Here is a 16990-nt window from a genome sequence, read left to right as displayed (position 1 = left end):
AATGGGCCAGCGCAGTGGACCGCCGCCCGGCGCCGAGACCGGTTGCAGGCCCGGGACCGGCCCCGGGCCGCCTCAGTGGCGGCGTACCGCCACCGGCTCCACGAGGCCGAACCCGCGCACCGGTCGCGCGGGCAGCCGTCGGGTCTCGAACTGGTCGTCCGGGAGCAGTCCGGCGGTCTCGGCGTCGATGATGATGCGGTTGCGCCGGGCCACCGCCGTGAGCCGGGCGGCCATGTTGACCGGCGGGCCGAACACGTCGCCCAGGCGCATCACGACCGAGCCGCTGGCCAGGCCCACCCGCACGTCGGGCATCCGGGAGTCCCGCCCGATCACGTTGATGATCCCCTCGGCCGTGTCGTAGGCCCGGATCGGGTCGTCGTTCACGAACAGCACGGCGTCGCCGATGCTCTTGATCACGCGTCCGCGCTGTCCGGCGACCACGTCGGCGCACCGCGACTCGAACAGCTCGACGAGGTCGCCGATCCGCGCTTCGGTGAGCTGGTTCGAGAGCGCCGTGAAGCTGACGATGTCGGCGAACCCCACGGTCAGCTGGGTCGTGTGCAGGTCCTCCTCGTTGGCCCCCAGCGCCTCCACCCGGGCCACCGCGGCGGCCAGGTGGCGACGCCACGCGTAGAGCATGAGCTGCTCGAAGGGCCGGTTGAACTCCTCGACGATCCGCATCGCCGAGCCGACCCGGCTGCCGGTCGCCTGGTCGCCGGCCTCGAGCTCCTCGACGCGCTGGACCAGCGAGGCGACCTCCCAGTCGGCGAGCCGGGCCATGGTCTGCCCGACGGCCCGGGTGAGGTTCACCGCGAGGTCGAAGTCGATCAGGCCCGACTCCACGACGTCGGTCAGGGTCGAGACGGCCGCGGCGTCCGCGCGGGTGAACGCGGTCTCGACACCGTGCTCGGGGAAGCCCAGCGCCCGCCACAGGCGGCGCGCCTCCTCGATGGTCACGCCGGTCGCCTCCGACACCTCGGTGGCGTTGAAGACGAGCTCCTCGCCGAGGATCGCCTTCTCGAGGCGGTCGCGCGGCTGCTCGGGGTCAGGTGCCGTCATGCCCACGCGGGTCGTTGACGTCGTGGAGCAGGAGGTTCAGCTGGCGCTGGGTGTCCTCCACGTGCGGGATGTCGGGCAGCCGGACCTGGCCGTGGGTGCTCGCGTCGCTGATGATGAGCGTGCCGCAGCCCAGCATCCGGTCGACCAGCCCGAGCTCGCTGGCCACGTCGCTGATCCGCGAGAGCGGGATGTCGTGGCCGCGGCGGGTGATCACGCCCGTGCGGGTGATCAGTCGACGGCTGGTGAAGGTGTACGACGCGGTCGCCCACACCAGGAACGGGCGGAGGACGTACCAGACCACCCCGACCGCCACGAGGACCCAGACGACGAGGGTCACGACGTGCTGGTCGACCACGGTCTGGACGGCGACGCCGATCGCGAGGAGGAGGACCAGCGCGAGCACCGGCACCAGCAGCGCCTTCGGGTGCGTGCGGGTGCTGATGACGACGGTCTCGCCGTCGTTGAGCAGCTTGTGCGAGATGGCCACCACCGGATCATGTCACCTGGCGGCGTCAGCCGGTGACCGAACGCACGTGCACCACGTCGCCCGCGCCGACCGCGACCTCACCCGCCGGACCGTCGACGACGAGCCGGCCGCCCGCGTCGACGCGGGTGGCCCGGCCGGTCAGCGACCCTCCCCCGGGGAGGCCGACCCGCACCTCGCGGCCGACGGTCGCGCAGGCGCGCAGGTACGCCGCGTGCAGGGTGGCCGTCCCGCCCGCCTGCCAGGCGTCGTACTCCTCGCGCAGCGCGCCGAGGACGAGCAGCAGCACCTCGGTGCGGTCCGGTGCCGCCCCGGACTCGATCGCGAGCGAGGTCGCGGCCTCGATCGGCAGCTCGGCACGCGTGGTGCTGACGTTGATCCCGACGCCGACGACGGCGGCGGGCCCGGCCGTGCTCTCCACGCGCTCGACCAGGATGCCGGCCACCTTGCGCTCGCCGACGAGCACGTCGTTGGGCCACTTCACGTCGGCGGCGAAGCCGGCCTCCCGCAGCGCCCGGGCCACGGCGTACCCCGTCATCAGCGGCAGCCACGGCCACTCCGCCGGCGCCACCCCCGGGCGCAGCAGCACCGAGAACGTCAGGGCCGCCCGGGCGGGCGTCTCCCAGGTCCGGTCCAGACGCCCACGCCCCGAGGTCTGGTGCTCGGCGACGATGACGAGACCCTCCCCCGCCCCGGCGCGGGCGCGCTCGGCGACCAGGGCGTTCGTGGACGCTGCCGCGTCGACCACCTCGACCACCAGGCCGGGCGGGCCGGCGGCGAGCCGATCGGCGTCGAGGGATGGGCGCGGAGGCAGGTCACCGGTCATGGGCACTACATTGGCCCACGGACTTGACGAGGTCGACCAGGAGGCCAGCAGAAGTGAGCGCACAGCCGGGCGAGGGCACCGACGTCCCCGAAGACATCGACATCCACACCACGGCGGGCAAGCTGGCCGATCTGGACCGGCGGCTCGACGAGGCCGTGCACGCCGGGTCGGCCAAGGCGGTGGAGAAGCAGCACGCCAAGGGCCGCAAGACCGCCCGGGAGCGGATCGAGCTGCTCTTCGACGAGGGCTCGTTCGTCGAGCTCGACGAGCTGGCCCGGCACCGCTCGACCGCGTTCGGGCTGGAGAAGAAGCGGCCCTACGGCGACGGCGTGGTGACCGGCTACGGCACCATCGACGGCCGTCAGGTCTGCGTGTTCTCCCAGGACTTCACCGTCTTCGGCGGGTCCCTGGGCGAGGTCTACGGCGAGAAGATCACCAAGGTCATGGACCTGGCCATCAAGACCGGCTGCCCGATCATCGGCATCAACGAGGGCGCCGGGGCCCGCATCCAGGAGGGCGTGGTCTCCCTGGGCCTGTACGGCGAGATCTTCCGCCGCAACGTGCACGCCTCCGGCGTGATCCCCCAGATCAGCCTGATCATGGGTTCGTGTGCCGGCGGGCACGTCTACTCCCCGGCGGTCACCGACTTCACGGTCATGGTCGACGGCACCTCCAACATGTTCATCACCGGCCCCGACGTGATCAAGACCGTCACCGGCGAGGACGTCTCGATGGAGGAGCTCGGCGGCGCCCGGACCCACAACACCAAGTCCGGCAACGCCCACTACATGGGCACCGACGAGGAGGACGCGCTCGACTACGTCAAGGCGCTGCTCTCCTTCCTCCCCCAGAACAACCTCGACGAGCCGCCGGCCTACGACGACCCCGCGGACCTGGACCTCTCCGAGCTCGACGAGGCGCTGGACGCGCTGATCCCGGACTCCCCGAACCAGCCCTACGACATGCACGAGGTCATCGGCGCGGTCGTGGACGAGGAGGAGTTCCTCGAGGTCCAGGCGATGTTCGCCCCCAACATCATCGTCGGCTTCGGCCGGGTCGAGGGCCGCCCGGTCGGCATCGTGGCCAACCAGCCGATGCAGTTCGCCGGCACCCTCGACATCGACGCCTCCGAGAAGGCCGCCCGGTTCGTGCGCACCTGCGACGCCTTCAACATCCCGGTGCTGACCTTCGTCGACGTGCCCGGCTTCCTGCCCGGCACCGACCAGGAGTGGAACGGCATCATCCGCCGCGGCGCGAAGCTGATCTACGCCTACGCCGAGGCCACCGTCCCGCTGGTCACCATCATCACCCGCAAGGCCTACGGCGGCGCCTACGACGTGATGGGCTCCAAGCACCTCGGCGCCGACATCAACCTGGCCTGGCCCACCGCCCAGATCGCGGTCATGGGCGCCCAGGGCGCGGTCAACATCCTCTACCGAGGCGAGCTCAAGGACGCCGCCGACCCCGAGGCCAAGCGCGCCGAGCTGATCACCGAGTACGAGGACACCCTCGCCAACCCCTACGTCGCCGCCGAACGCGGCTACGTCGACGCCGTCATCTCCCCCCACGAGACCCGCGTCGAGATCGTCCGCGCCCTCCGCCTCCTGCGCTCCAAGCGCGAGACCCTGCCTGCCAAGAAGCACGGCAACATCCCCCTGTGAGGGCGCTCAGCGCCCGAACAGGGGGATGTTGCCTGGCTTCATGGCAGCCGCGCCGAGTCGGCGCAGGTTGACTGGAGGAGCGCAGCGGGGGAGGTCAACGTGCGCCGACTCGGCGCACAGGAAGCGGACGGCGAGACGAGAGGCAAGGGTGAGGGCAGATGTCTGACGAGGTAGTGGACCCGGAGAACGAACCCGTCCTCCGGGTGATCACCCCGAACGCCACGCCCGAGGAGATCGCGGCACTGGTGACGGTGCTGTCCTCCTTCGGCGAGGGCGAGGCACCGGCGCCGCGGCGCAGCCCCGAGTGGCAGTCCCACCACCGCAAGCTGCGAGCCAACCACCCCCACGGACCCGGCGGCTGGCGTGCCAGCGGCCTGCCGCGTTGAGGGCGACCCCGTCGTCGGCTTCTTGAGGAAAAACACGGCAGAACTTTGCGGTTTGGCCGTCGTGACTTGAGTTCGCATCCCCAGACTGGGGGATGAACCGGGCGGGCAGCTCCCTCCGGCCGACCTGACTGGAGACGAGGATCGTGACACCGGAAGACGTCGCCCCGGGCGCGGTGGTGCCGCCGGCGCGGATGCCCGACCCGGAGGCCTCCTACGTCCGGGTCCCCGACCCCACCCTCGCGGCGTACGCCGACCAGTTCCTCGACGAGGTCGACTCGATCCCGACGTACCGCCCCACCGTGGGTTGCGTCATCCCCGCCTACAACGAGGCCGAGACCATCGCGGGCGTGCTCGACTCGCTGCTCCAGCAGACCCGGATCCCGGACACGATCCACGTCATCGTCAACAACAGCAGCGACGACTCCGTCGAGATCGCCTCGCACTACGCCGGCCCGCACACCCGGATGACCCCGTCGGGCGAGCAGAGCACGGTCATCTACATCCACGACATCGGCAAGAACCCCGACAAGAAGGTCGGCGCCCTCAACTACGGCTACTCCCTGGTCGAGACCATGGACTACCTGCTCGGCGTCGACGGGGACACCACCCCCGAGCCGGACGCGGTCGAGCACCTGGTCAACGAGATCGCCAGCGACGACCGGATCGGCGGCATCTCCGCGATCTACAGCATCGACGACAGCGCCATGGACGGCCTGATGGCGAAGTTCCTGATCGCCGGGCAGCGGGCACAGTTCGCGGCCTTCAACATGCAGAACATGCTCAAGGGCCGCAACATGGCCGTGCTCGGGGGCCAGTTCTCGATCTTCTCCACCCAGGCGCTGCGCGACGTGATGCGCGACAGCCACCAGCGCACGCCGTGGGTCAACGACAGCGAGGTCGAGGACTCCCTGCTCTCGCTGCAGATCAAGAGCGCCGGCTACCTGACCAAGATCAGCGCCCAGGCGCGAGCCCACGTCGGTGGGATGACCACCCTGCGCTCCCTGGACGCGCAGCAGGTGAAGTGGAACTTCGGCGCGATCGACCTGATGTGGCCCGGTCAGCGCGGCGACACCCGTGGCCAGCCCTTCCACCCGAACCTGCGGCTGCGGTGGTTCGAGCACATGTCGATGGTCGTGAACATGACCACCCGCCTGATGTTCTTCCTGCTGCTCTTCGGCGCGCTCTCCATCCACGCGTTCGTCTTCCGGGCGTGGTGGCTGATCCCCCCGACCGCGGCCGTGCTGCTGAACTTCCGGGTCGCGCACTCGATGAGGTTCCGCAACATCAAGGACTACCTCTTCGTGCTGCTGCTGTTCCCCGCCGAGCTCTACATGATCATCCGGATGGGGCACTTCGTGCGCGCGTGGCTGAAGTTCTTCAGCCGCCAGCAGACCGACAACTGGGCCGCCCAGGCCAAGGCGGAGCGCGGCAAGGGCATCGCCTGGCTCTACCCGTTCGTGGCCCTCCTGCTGTTCTTCGTCGCAGCGGGCGTGGCGTGGGCGCAGGTCCCGATCCAGACCCAGTCGGACATCCTGGCGATCGGCTGGCCGATCCTGGGCGTGATCACCATCGCCCAGACCGCGTGGATGCTGCTGAAGTCGATGCGCCGCTACCGCGGCTACCAGGCATGAGAGGAACACCGATGACGAGGACCGGCAAGACTCGGGCCGCCCGTCTGGTCACCGTGGCGGTGCTGCTGGGCGTCCTGCAGGCAGCACTGAGCGGCTGCGGGGCCCTCGGTCTCGGCGGGGGCGACTCGACCGACGCCTCGTCGCCGAAGCCGGCCGTGGCCACGCCCGCTCCGTACGACTCGCAGTTCACCAGGGACGGCACCTTCCAGTCGCACGTCAAGGTGAACGGGCTCGACTTCGTCTACACGCTCTACCCGACCAAGTCGACGCCACGCACCAACGAGTGGTACCCGCGCGGCAACAAGTTCTTCTCGTTCACGTTCCAGGCCTACGACCTGAACCGGAAGCTGCGCGACCCCTTCGCGACCAAGCGGAAGGTCTACCTCAGCCACGTCACGGTGACCTCCCGGACCAAGACGACCGGGGGCGGCAGGACCCAGCACCCCTACGAGCTGGACGCCGTCGCCAAGGACGTCACGTTCGACCCGGAGCCGGTGACCACGCCCTACGGCATGATCATCACCTCACCCAAGGGCGCCTTCGAGCTGCGCAACCAGCGGATCGGTCCGATGTCCCTGGACACCCGGGGCCTCGACCTGATGTTCACCGCGACGGTCAACATCCAGCGGGCACCCGGCTCGAGCCAGTTCTACCGGCGCCAGATCAGGCAGACCGTCCCGATCGCCATCTTCGAGTCGAAGAAGCCCACCTCGGTCGCCTCGATCCCGGTCGACGCCAACTGACCGACGTCGGACATCATGAGGCATTCGCTCGGACAGGGGTGCTGATGGACGGACCGACACTCTTCCTCACCGTGGGGCTCCCGGGGACCGGGAAGACCACCGGGGCGCGGCGGCTGGAGGTGGACCGGCGAGCCCTTCGCCTCACGAAGGACGAGTGGGTCAAGGCCCTCTACGGGCACGAGAACCCGCCCTCGGCCCAGGCCGTGATCGAGGGACGGTTGATCGAGGTCGCGCTGCGCGCGCTCGAGCTCGGCACCAGCGTCGTCATCGACTACGGGCTCTGGAGCCGGGACGAGCGCTCAGCCCTGCGACAGGCAGCCGCGGACCGCGGCGCGGGCGTGGAGATCCACTACTTCGAGCTCGACCCGGCGGAGCAGCGCAGCCGGCTCCGCCAGCGCCAGGCCCGAGCTCCGCACACGAGCTGGCCGATGTCCGACGAGGAGCTCACGGAGTGGGCCACCAGGATCGACGTACCGACGCCCGGTGAGCTCGACGGCAGCGAGCCGGTCGGCGACCCACCTGCCGGCTTCGCAACCTGGGACGCGTGGCGCGGCCATCGCTGGCCGCCGGCCGTCTCCTGAGGCCCGGCCCGCTCCGGGACCGCGAAGAACCGCGCCGGCCACCGAGTCGGGCTCAGGCGGCCTCGGCCATCCGGTAGCCGACCCCGCGCACGGTCTCGATGTAGCGGGGCACCGCGCCGTCGTCGCCGAGCTTGCGCCGCAGGTTGGCGATGTGGACCTCGACGGACCGCTTGTCGGCCTCGTTGACGAAGTACGACGTGACGTACTGCTGCCCACGCATGGTGAGGACCAGGTCGGCCTTGCTGCGGACCCGGCGTCCGGTCCCGAGCAACGAGGCCAGCAGGTCGAACTCGGGCCGGCTGAGCTCGACCGCGCCACCGCCGACGGTGACGACCCGGCTCTCGGAGTTCAGCGCGAGATCGCTGAACCTCAGCCAGGCCCCGTCGACACGGGCCGCCCCGAAAGCGTGCGCCACCGCGACCACGGGGGTCGGAGCCGGCGCCGGCCCGACCGGCTGCTCGGGAGGCGTCGCGCGGACCGGTCCGGGCTGGAGGGGCGTCGGCTCGACCGGCTGCTGGACGCGTGGTGGCTGCTGCACCGGCTGCGGCTGCTCGACGGGCTGCGGCTGCTCGACCGGCTGCGGCTGCTGGACCGGCTGCTGGACGGGCTGCGGCGCCTGAGGCTGCTGCGGCGCTTCGGGCTGCCGCGCCGGCGCGGGCGATGCGTTGGTCAGCAGGTCGCGGGCAGCGGCGGCTGCCCACGACTCCGGCGTGGGCGGCGGCGGGGGTGTGGCCGCGGCGGGCTCGTCGCTCCAGCCCGAGGGGACCTCGTTGCGCGACCGGGGCCGGCGCAGCATCGAGTCGGCCCGGGCGCGCAGCTCGCGGGGTCGGAACGGCTTGACCAGGTAGTCGTCCGCGCCGGCCTCGAACCCCTGGACCACGTCGATCTCGTCGGCGAGCGCCGTGATCATGATCAGGTAGGTGCTGCTGAACTCACGCAACCGCTTGGCGACCGCGAAACCGTCCATGCCGGGCATGTTCACGTCCAGCGTCGTGATCAGCGGGTTGTGGGTGCGCACCGCCTCGACCCCGGTCGGACCGTCCTCCGTGACGATCGTCCGGAAGCCCGACTGGGTGAGGACGATGTCGATCAGGTCACGCACGTCGGGGTCGTCCTCGATGATCACGGCGACCCACTCATCCCCAGGCATGGGGTGGATGCTAACAATCCCCGGGCCCGTCACCACCCGGACTCGCTTGCCATCTCCAGAGCGCGTTGCGGCCAGAACTCCCCCGCGGTGGGGCCTCCGCCGCACTCACCATCGCTCTCGCCGGGGGGCTTGACCCACAAGAACGCGTCCAGGCGGCTGCCGTCGTCGACGTACCCGGGCTTGGTCCCGAAGGCCCGACCCGGGGGGTTGCACCAGTCGTCCGTCGAGCCGTTGCCGTTGCGTCCGGTGTCGATCACGTAGTGCCCGCCACCGCTCAGCTCGCTGACCCGCTCGGCGTAGGACTGCTCGTCCAGGTCGGTCTGGAAGTTCGCGACGTTGGTGGCGAACCCGCGGATCTTGCCGACGCCGACCTCGCGCAGCAGCCGTGCCATGTTGCTCGGCGAGACCCAGTTGGAGTGACCTCCGTCGACGTACGTCGTCACACCCGCGTCGCGCAGCCGGGCGACCGCGTCACCGATCAGCGCGACCCTGCCCTTCTCGTCACCGCAGGAGACCGCGGCCGCCAGGGCGTCCGGCTCGAGCACGACGACCGCGCTGTCGTGGTCGGAGGCCGCCGAGGCGATCTCCTGCACCCACGGGGCGTACTCGTCCTGGGCCAGACCACCCGCGGAGTAGCCGCCGCTGCAGTCGCGGTCCGGGACGCCGTAGACGACGAGCGTCGCGACCGCGTCCTGCTCGTCGGCCTCGGCCAGCACCGAGGAGACGTAGGGGCCGACCTGGCCGGCGGGATACTGCTCCGGGGTGAGCCAGATCCCCGACGGGACCGCGGCGAGGCGGCCGAAGACGTCGGCCGCCCGGTCGTCCCCGTCGGCGGTCGCCTGCCGGGCCGCCTGCGCGGCTCCCGAGTCCGGGTCGGCGAACCCGCCCTGCGCGGCGTAGCGGTCAAGGTCCTGCGGGTCGCGCTGCCACGGCCCGACGTGCTTGGCCCGGGCGACGAGCACTCCCCCGGCGGCCGCGACGACGAGGAGGACCAGCACGACGACGCCGACCAGCACGAGACCGCGGGGACGCGTGGACTTCGTGTCGGTCACCCGGCACCCCTTCGGCTCTCATGGCTGGTCGGGCGTCATCATGCCCGAGCCGGCGGCTCAGCCGCGTGACCGCCCGGGGGCGAAGAGCGCAGCCACCACCGCGACCGCCACGGCTGCGGCGCCGGTGAGCAGCGCGGGGCCGATGGCGCCGTCGTACCCCATCGGCGTCAGCTCCCCGCCGTTGCCGAGGAACACCGCGGTGAGCAGGGCGATGCCGAGCGCCACCCCGAACTCGCGCACCGTGGAGTTGGCCGAGCTCGCCACCGCGAAGTCGGACTCCGGCAGCCCGTCGAGCACCGCGGTCGCGGAGGGCGCGAAGGTCAGGCCCATGCCGACTCCGGCCAGCAGCAGCGGCGGCACGAAGGACCCGTACGCCGATCCGCTCTCGGTCAGCGCGGCGAACCACGCCAGCGAGGCGGTCTGGAGGACCAGGCCGGTCACGAGCAGCGACCGCAGCCCGGTGCGCCCGGCGATCGCGCCGGCGATCGGCGCCACGACCATGGGGGCGGCCGTCCACGGCAGGGTCCTCAACCCGGCCTCCAGGGGCGTGTAGCCCTGGACGATCTGGAGGTACTGCGCCAGCAGGAACACCGTGCCGAACATGCCGATCGTGAACGTCAGGCCGATGACGTTGGCCACCGAGAAGCCGCGCGACCCGAAGAGCCGCAGCGGGAGCACCGCGTGGCTGCGGCCGCGCGCCCACAGGAGGTACGCCGGCACCAGCGCGGCCGCGGCCACCAGCGGGCCGAGCACCCCGGCAGCGGTCCAGCCGTCGTCGTTGCCGTGCACGATCCCCCAGATCCCCAGGAACACGGCACCGCCGAGCAACCCGGCGCCCACCAGGTCCAGCCGCTGCCAGGTCCCGCGGGACTCCGGCACCGCGACGAGCAGCAGCGGCACGGCCACGAGCGCGACCGGCACGTTGAGCCAGAAGATCGCCTGCCAGCTGACGCCCTCGACCACCGCGCCCCCGATGACCGGACCGAGGGCGACCCCGAGACCGGACACGCCGCCCCAGATGCCGATCGCCGCGGCTCGCATCTGCGGAGGCACCGCGGCCGCGAGCAGGGTCAGCGAGAGCGGCATGATCGCGGCTGCCCCGAGCCCCTGGACGGCCCGCGCGGCGATCAGCGCCTCCGAGGAGCTGCTCAGTGCCGAGGCGATCGAGGCCACGGTGAAGACGGTGATGCCGACCAGCATCATCCGACGCCGTCCGAGCCGGTCACCCAGCGTTGCGGCGGTGAGCATGAACGTCGCGAAGCTCAGCGTGTAGGCGTTCATGAACCACGAGAGCTGACCGACCGACGAGCCGAGGTCGGCGCGTATCACCGGGAGCGCGCTGGTCATCACCAGGTTGTCCAGGGTGGCCATGAACATGGGCAGCGAGGTCGCGACGAGGGCGACCCAGAGCGGGACCCGCCGGGCGGCGGGCGCGGCGACCACCGCCGGGGCGGCCGGTGACTCGAGGACGGACATGGGAGCTCCTGCGAAGAAGGCATTGAATGATTACTTAGACCTCGACGATAAGTAATCGAGTGATAACCTGTCAACCATGACCTCCCGCACCACCGCGCCCGCCTCCCGGATGAGCGCCGAGGACCGACGCCAGCTGGTCCTCGACGCCGCGACCCGCGCGTTCGCCCGCCGCGGCTACGCCGGCACCAGCACCGACGCGGTCGCCAAGGAGGCCGGGGTCTCCCAGCCCTACGTGGTGCGGATCTTCGGCACCAAGCTGGACCTGTTCCTCGAGGTCTTCACGCATGCGACCGGCCGGATCGCGGCCGCCTTCCAGGGAGTGCTGGCCGAGCGCCCGTTCGATCCCGACAGCGAGGCCGACTGGGAGCGCCTCGGCGCGGCGTACACCGACCTGCTGGCCGACCGCGACTTCCTCCTGGTGATGATGCACGGCTTCACCGCCGCCGGCACCGAGGAGATCGGCGCCGCGGCCCGCGAGGGCATGGCGGGCATCTTCGACGTCATCCGCAGCACCGGGTGCACCGATGACCGGGCTCGGGACTTCATCGCGCAGGGCATGCTGCTCAACGTCATGATCGCCATGCAGGCCCCCGAGCACCGCGCGGAGTCCGGCTCGCTGGCGGCACTCACGGCCTGCGCGTTCGGCGACTCGCTGCCGCTCATCGCGGCGTCCACCGGCTCGGACGTGCCCTAGGCTCCCTCGCGTGCCCGCCCTGGTCCTCGCCTCCGCGTCACCCGCCCGCCTCGCGACCATGCGCAGCGCCGGGCTCGACCCGCTCGTGATCGTCTCCGGCGTCGACGAGTCCCAGCTCGACGGGCTGCCGCCCGCCGAGCTCGCGCTCCAGCTGGCCGAGCTCAAGTGCGCGGCCGTCGCGGCCCGCTCGGACCTCCCCCACCCCGCCCTCGTGCTCGGGTGCGACTCGGTCCTCGAGCTGGACGGTGAGGCCCTCGGCAAGCCGTCCGACGCGGCCGAGGCAGAGCAGCGTTGGCGCTCGATGCGCGGCCGCTCGGGGATCCTGCGGACCGGTCACTGCCTGCGGGAGACGGCCGGGGGCCGGGTCGTGGCGGCGACCGCGTCGACCACGGTGCACTTCGCCGACCTGAGCGACGACGAGATCGCGGCGTACGTCGCCACCGGCGAGCCGCTCCACGTCGCGGGTGCGTTCACCGTCGACGGCCTCGGCGGGGCGTTCGTCACCGGCATCGAGGGCGACCACCACAACGTGGTCGGGGTGAGCCTGCCGCTGGTCAGAGACCTGGTCGCCGAGCTCGGACACACGTGGACGAGTCTGTGGTCTCGATGACCGGCTCGCCCGGGTCCCCCAGCGGGGAGTGCGGCAGCGTCAGGTGCGGCAGGTGTGCCGGCCGCCTGAACACGAAGGTCCGGAACAGGTAGAACCGGGCCACCAGGCCGAAGAAGAGACCGATCACGTTGGCCGAGATGTTGTCGGAGTACGGGTCGTCGAGACCGAGGACGTTGCGGCTGATCCACAGGCAGCCGATCGGCAGCGACATAGTCAGGACGTTGATGACCAGGAACGCGGCCCGACCGCCGTCGGCGTGCCGCGGCGGCCGGTCGCGGAAGGCCCAGCTGCGGCTGCCGCGATAGCTGACGACCATGCCGACGGTGTTGGCGACGACGTAGGCCCAGATGACGTGGTCCTCGAGGAGGGCCCGGTGCGCGGTGTTGAACCCGTGGACCAGGAAGTTGAAGATCACCAGGGCCACGAGCGTGGCCGCGCCCCCCACCGCGAGGAACCGGCCGCCTTCAGCGAGAACCCGCTGCCACCGGCTGCCCATGGGCCCAAGGCTAACGAATGCACTACCGCATCACCGGCAGCACCTGCCATGTCGCCGCGCCGGGCGCGGCGCAGCTCAACCGGTGAAGAGTGTCACCGCCTTGCGGACGGTCTCCACCACGCCGTAGGCGAGCGGGATGCCGACCAGGGCCCAGGCACTCACGATGCGCGCGGTCATGCCGCGGCCTCCTCTCGCTCGGTGCGCCGGCCGGGTTCGTGGAAGCGGGAGTCGACCGGGCGAATCAGGAGGTTGGCGACCAGCCCCACGACCAGCAGGCCCACCATGGTCAGGAGACCCGGGCGGTAGTCGGCGGCGACCAGCTCGCCGGGCGTGCCCTGGGCGTCGAGGAACCTGTTGACGATCAGCGGCCCGGCCACGCCCGCTGCGGACCACGCGGTGAGCAGTCGGCCGTGGATGGCGCCCACCTGGAAGGTGCCGAACAGGTCGCGCAGGTAGGCCGGGACGGTCGCGAAGCCGCCGCCGTAGAAGGAGATGATCACCGCGGCGAGCAGGACGAACAGCGCGGTGGAGCCGGACCCGGCCAGCGCCAGCAGCAGGTAGAGGCCGATCCCGACCCCGAGGTAGAGGACGTAGATCGGCTTGCGCCCGATCAGGTCCGACGTGGTCGACCAGACGAAGCGACCCGTCATGTTGGCGATCGAGAGCAGACCGACGAAGCCCGCCGCGGCGGCCGCGCTCACGCTGGAGCCGTCGCCGTCGCGGAAGAAGTCCTGGATCATCGGTGCCGCCTGCTCGAGGATCCCGATCCCGGCGGTCACGTTGCAGAAGAGCACCACCCACAGCAGCCAGAACTGCGGCGTGCGCAGGGCGTTCCTCGCGGACACGCTGGCGGTCGTGACCAACGACTTCTCGGCCACCTCGGCCGGGTCCCAGCCCTCCGGCTTCCAGTCGTCGGCCGGCACCCGGACCGTGAAGGCGCCGAAGAGCATGAAGCACAGGTAGACCACGGCGAGCGTGACGAAGAGCAGCATCACGGCGTGCCCGTCGGGCACCGAGGTCGGGTCGGTGGCGTCGTACGACGAGTCGTAGAGCGCCATCAGCCGGGCACTGAGCGGGCTGGCGATCAGCGCGCCGCCGCCGAAGCCCATGATGGCCATCCCGGTCGCCAGGCCCGGCCGGTCCGGGAACCACTTGATCAGCGTCGAGACCGGCGAGATGTAGCCGATTCCGAGCCCGATCCCCCCGATGACGCCGTACCCGAGGTAGACCAGCCACAGCTGCCCGGAGCCGATGCCCAGGGCGGCGACGAGGAAGCCGACGCTCCAGAACAGCGCCGCCACGGTCATCGCCGCGCGCGGTCCGTTGGTGTCGACCCAGGTCCCGGCGACGGCCGCCGAGAGCCCCAGCATCACGATCGCGATCGAGAAGATGACGCCGACGGCGGTCAGGCTGGTGTCGAAGTGCTCGACCAGAGCCGTCTTGTAGACGCTGGTGGCGTAGACCTGACCGATGCACAGGTGCACCGCCAGCGCCGCGGGCGGGATCAGCCAGCGGCTGTACCCCGCTCCGGCGACGGTTCTCTCACGGGACAGGCGGGCAGGGACCACGAGACACCTCCGGTTGTATGACGGTGGTCATACCCGGTGGCCAACATTTCAATCATCTGCCGCCCGGGGCCGCCGTCAGGCCGAGGTGCCCGGCTCCAGGCGCGCGCCGGCCGCCAGGTTGCTCCCGGCGGCGACGGTCGACCCTCGCCCGACGAGCGTCACCCGGTCGGGACCGGCGTCGAGGTCGACGTCCGGCTCGCCGACGACGGCGGCGCCGATCTCGCACCCGGTGTCGACCACCGACCAGTGCACCCGCGCGCCGGCGCGGACCACGGTGTCCGCGAGGACCACGCTGTCGTGCACCTCCGCTCCCTGCTCGACCACCACGCCGGGACCCAGGACGCTGCGGTGCACCAGGCCCGCGACCCGGGCTCCGGGACTCAGCAGGCTGTCGGAGACGACGCCGCCGTCGAGCACGCGTGCCGGGACCCGCTGCGGCTGCCGGGTGAGGATCGGCCAGCCGGGCTCGGCCAGGACTCCGAGGTCGTCGTCCAGCAGGTCGTGGTGCGCGCGCAGGTAGAGGTGCGGCTGGCCGAGGTCGCGCCAGTAGCCGGGCAGCGCGTGGGCCACGGTCCGGCCCCGCTCGACCAGACGCGGAACCAGGTGATCACCGAAGTCGCCCAGGCCCGTGTCACCGGGGTCCTCACCGATCTCGTCGTCGGCCGAGAGCTCGCGGTGCAGCTCCTCGAGGACCTCCACCAGGACGCGGGCGTCGTAGACGAACACCTCGGTGGCCACGGTCGGGGTCCGGGGCTCCTCGGGCTTGTAGGCGAACCCGGTCACCCGCCCGTCCGTGGAGACCTCGACCGTCGCGTGGTCGCTCGCCTCGGCGAGCGGCACCTCGGAGGTGACGATGGTGAGCTCGGCGTCGTGCGCGTGGTGCGTGGCGATCGCGTCGCGGTAGTCGAACCGGTAGACGTGGTCGGCGCTCATCACGAGGACCAGCTCGGGGTCCAGGTCGGCGACCTGGTCGCGGATCCGGAAGAGCTCGTCCGCGTTGCCCCGGGCGAACCCCTCCTCGTCGAGGCTGCCTGTCCCCTCCTGGGGCATCAGCAGCCGCAGGCCGCCGCGCGTGCGATCGAGGTCCCAGGGCCGGCCGTTGGCCACCTGCTCCTCGAGCGTGGAGCCCTGGAACTGCACCGACAGCCAGACGTCGGTGACGCCCGAGTGGACGAGGTTGGAGAGCGGGAAGTCGACCAGCTGGTAGACCCCCGCGAAGGGCAGGGTGGGCTTGGCCCGCTCCCGGGTGAGGACGTCCATCCGGCCGCCGGCGCCGCCGGCCTGGACGATGGCGAGGACTCGCGAACGACTCATGCGGCATCCTCGCACGCGGCCGGTGACGCCCGGCCGGGCGTCACTCCACGGGCAGGCCGAGCCCCCGGGCGATCAGCATCCGCTGGACCTCGCTGGTGCCCTCACCGATCTCGAGCACCTTGGCGTCGCGGTAGAACCGCGCGACCGGGTACTCCTCCATGAAGCCGTAGCCACCGAAGACCTGGGTCGCGATCCGGGTCGCCGTGACGGCCGACTCGGTCGTGTAGAGCTTCGCGACCGCCGCGGCCTGCTTGAACTCCTTCATGGAGCCGCCGGTGCCGCGGTCCATGGCGTCCTTCATCGCGGCCGCGCGGTAGGTCAGCAGTCGGCTGGCGTGCAGCATGACCTCGAGGTCGGAGATCTGGAAGGCCAGGCCCTGCTTGCGCCCGATCGGGCCGCCGAAGGTCTGCCGCTCGCCGGCGTACTGCAGGCTCATGTCGAGGCAGGCCTGGATGCAGCCGACGGCGAGCGCGGCGATCGCGACGCGGCCGTCGTCGAGCGTGGCCAGGAACTGCGCGTAGCCGCGGCCCCGCTCGCCGAGCAGGTTCGCCTCGGGGACGCGCACGTCCTCGAAGCTCAGCGGGTGGGTGTCGGAGGCGTGCCAGCCGAGCTTGTCGTAGGGCTTCTCGGCGGTGAAGCCGGGCGTGCCGCTCGGGACGATGATCGTGGAGATCTCGGGCTTGCCGTTCTCCCGCGTGCCGGTGCGGGCGGTGACGGTGACGACGCTGGTGATCTCCGAGCCGGAGTTGGTGATGAACTGCTTCGAGCCGTTGACGACCCACTCGCCGCCGTCGAGCTCGGCCTTGGTGCGGGTCGCCCCGGCGTCGGAACCGGCACCCGGCTCGGTCAGGCCGAAGCCGGCCAGCCGCTCCCCCGCCACCAGGTCGGGCAGCCAGGTCTGCTTCTGCTCGTCGGTGCCGTAGGTGAGGATCGGGTTGATGCCCAGGCCCACCGCCGCCTCGAGCGTGATGCCCATCGACTGGTCGACGCGACCGATCTCCTCGATCGCGACGCAGAGGCTGGTGAAGTCACCGTCCTCACCCATGCCGCCGAACTCCTCCGGGGCGGTGAGGCCGAAGAGGCCGAGCTTGCCCATCTTCTGCACCACGTCGACCGGGAAGTGGTGGTCGCGGTCCCACTGCGCGGCGTGCGGCGCGATCTCGGCCTCCGCGAACTCGCGGACGCTGCGGCGGAACTCCTCGTGCTCACGGCTCAGCTCGTACGTCATGGGCGCCATGCTAGCCCGCTTGGTTAGCGTT

18 protein-coding genes are annotated in these 16990 nt (G+C 71.3%); 7 read left to right on the top strand and 11 right to left on the bottom strand.

Annotated elements, in window-relative coordinates:
* Positions 1-72 precede the first annotated feature (72 nt).
* Genes ACZ43H_RS01820 through ACZ43H_RS01810 form a run of 3 tightly spaced genes read right to left on the bottom strand, consistent with a single transcriptional unit; the run spans position 73 to position 2369 of the window.
* Positions 73-1059, bottom strand: a complete 987-nt coding sequence (locus ACZ43H_RS01820) for an adenylate/guanylate cyclase domain-containing protein (protein ID WP_464587285.1) — start codon at positions 1057-1059, stop codon at positions 73-75.
* Positions 1046-1546, bottom strand: a complete 501-nt coding sequence (locus ACZ43H_RS01815) for a PH domain-containing protein (RefSeq protein ID WP_464587283.1) — start codon at positions 1544-1546, stop codon at positions 1046-1048. Before ACZ43H_RS01815 ends, ACZ43H_RS01820 begins: the two co-directional genes overlap by 14 nt.
* Positions 1547-1571: 25 nt before the next feature.
* On the bottom strand, positions 1572-2369 hold the full coding sequence (locus ACZ43H_RS01810; protein ID WP_464587281.1) for a biotin--[acetyl-CoA-carboxylase] ligase: 798 nt from the start codon (positions 2367-2369) through the stop codon (positions 1572-1574).
* A 53-nt stretch (positions 2370-2422) separates the two neighbouring features.
* On the opposite strand from ACZ43H_RS01810, the gene ACZ43H_RS01805 reads away from it, so the two are divergent.
* The 5 genes from ACZ43H_RS01805 to ACZ43H_RS01785 all read left to right on the top strand — a co-directional run bounded on the left by ACZ43H_RS01805 (position 2423) and on the right by ACZ43H_RS01785 (position 7371).
* The gene (locus ACZ43H_RS01805) at positions 2423-4030 is read left to right on the top strand and encodes an acyl-CoA carboxylase subunit beta (RefSeq protein WP_464587280.1); all 1608 of its coding nucleotides are present in this window, start codon (positions 2423-2425) and stop codon (positions 4028-4030) included.
* Between the two features lie 158 nt (positions 4031-4188).
* Positions 4189-4416 (top strand): acyl-CoA carboxylase subunit epsilon, encoded by a 228-nt coding sequence (locus ACZ43H_RS01800; protein WP_464587278.1) that lies wholly within the window; start codon positions 4189-4191, stop codon positions 4414-4416.
* A 143-nt stretch (positions 4417-4559) separates the two neighbouring features.
* Positions 4560-6047: a glycosyltransferase family 2 protein gene (locus ACZ43H_RS01795; protein ID WP_464587276.1), complete on the top strand. Its 1488-nt coding sequence runs from the start codon at positions 4560-4562 to the stop codon at positions 6045-6047.
* 11 nt (positions 6048-6058) lie between these two features.
* Positions 6059-6790 carry a hypothetical protein gene (locus tag ACZ43H_RS01790; RefSeq protein WP_464587275.1) on the top strand — a complete coding sequence of 244 codons (732 nt, stop codon included), beginning with the start codon at positions 6059-6061 and terminating at the stop codon, positions 6788-6790.
* Positions 6791-6834: 44 nt separating this feature from the next.
* The gene (locus tag ACZ43H_RS01785) at positions 6835-7371 is read left to right on the top strand and encodes a P-loop nucleotide/nucleoside kinase family protein (RefSeq protein WP_464587273.1); all 537 of its coding nucleotides are present in this window, start codon (positions 6835-6837) and stop codon (positions 7369-7371) included.
* A gap of 52 nt (positions 7372-7423) precedes the next feature.
* On the opposite strand, the gene ACZ43H_RS01780 is transcribed toward ACZ43H_RS01785, so the two are convergent.
* The 3 genes from ACZ43H_RS01780 to ACZ43H_RS01770 are packed head-to-tail and all read right to left on the bottom strand — an operon-like array spanning position 7424 to position 11049.
* On the bottom strand, positions 7424-8521 hold the full coding sequence (locus ACZ43H_RS01780; protein WP_464587271.1) for a response regulator transcription factor: 1098 nt from the start codon (positions 8519-8521) through the stop codon (positions 7424-7426).
* A gap of 29 nt (positions 8522-8550) precedes the next feature.
* Positions 8551-9573, bottom strand: a complete 1023-nt coding sequence (locus tag ACZ43H_RS01775; protein ID WP_464587270.1) for a glycoside hydrolase family 6 protein — start codon at positions 9571-9573, stop codon at positions 8551-8553.
* A 57-nt stretch (positions 9574-9630) separates the two neighbouring features.
* On the bottom strand, positions 9631-11049 hold the full coding sequence (locus ACZ43H_RS01770) for a DHA2 family efflux MFS transporter permease subunit (RefSeq protein ID WP_464587268.1): 1419 nt from the start codon (positions 11047-11049) through the stop codon (positions 9631-9633).
* Between the two features lie 76 nt (positions 11050-11125).
* Here ACZ43H_RS01770 and ACZ43H_RS01765 point away from each other — a divergent pair, with 76 nt between their 5' ends.
* Positions 11126-11743: a TetR/AcrR family transcriptional regulator gene (locus ACZ43H_RS01765; protein ID WP_464587266.1), complete on the top strand. Its 618-nt coding sequence runs from the start codon at positions 11126-11128 to the stop codon at positions 11741-11743.
* Positions 11744-11801: 58 nt separating this feature from the next.
* Positions 11802-12353 (top strand): Maf family protein, encoded by a 552-nt coding sequence (locus ACZ43H_RS01760; RefSeq protein ID WP_464590714.1) that lies wholly within the window; start codon positions 11802-11804, stop codon positions 12351-12353.
* On the opposite strand, the gene ACZ43H_RS01755 is transcribed toward ACZ43H_RS01760, so the two are convergent.
* The 5 genes from ACZ43H_RS01755 to ACZ43H_RS01735 all read right to left on the bottom strand — a co-directional run bounded on the left by ACZ43H_RS01755 (position 12298) and on the right by ACZ43H_RS01735 (position 16959).
* The gene (locus ACZ43H_RS01755; protein WP_464587265.1) at positions 12298-12849 is read right to left on the bottom strand and encodes a GtrA family protein; all 552 of its coding nucleotides are present in this window, start codon (positions 12847-12849) and stop codon (positions 12298-12300) included. The genes ACZ43H_RS01760 and ACZ43H_RS01755 overlap by 56 nt on opposite strands.
* 75 nt (positions 12850-12924) lie before the next feature.
* Positions 12925-13026, bottom strand: a complete 102-nt coding sequence (locus ACZ43H_RS01750) for an MFS transporter small subunit (protein ID WP_464587263.1) — start codon at positions 13024-13026, stop codon at positions 12925-12927.
* Positions 13023-14417: an OFA family MFS transporter gene (locus ACZ43H_RS01745; protein ID WP_464587261.1), complete on the bottom strand. Its 1395-nt coding sequence runs from the start codon at positions 14415-14417 to the stop codon at positions 13023-13025. The genes ACZ43H_RS01750 and ACZ43H_RS01745 overlap by 4 nt, the downstream gene beginning before the upstream one ends.
* A 75-nt stretch (positions 14418-14492) precedes the next feature.
* Complete coding sequence (locus ACZ43H_RS01740; RefSeq protein ID WP_464587260.1) at positions 14493-15731, bottom strand: glucose-1-phosphate adenylyltransferase family protein; 1239 nt, start codon at positions 15729-15731, stop codon at positions 14493-14495.
* A gap of 40 nt (positions 15732-15771) precedes the next feature.
* Complete coding sequence (locus ACZ43H_RS01735; protein ID WP_464587258.1) at positions 15772-16959, bottom strand: acyl-CoA dehydrogenase family protein; 1188 nt, start codon at positions 16957-16959, stop codon at positions 15772-15774.
* Between the last annotated feature and the right edge of the window lie 31 nt (positions 16960-16990).

Source organism: Nocardioides sp. DN36, assembly GCF_055380375.1.
Note: the sequence above shows the minus strand (reverse complement) of the source record. Positions and strands in the feature narration are given on the sequence as shown.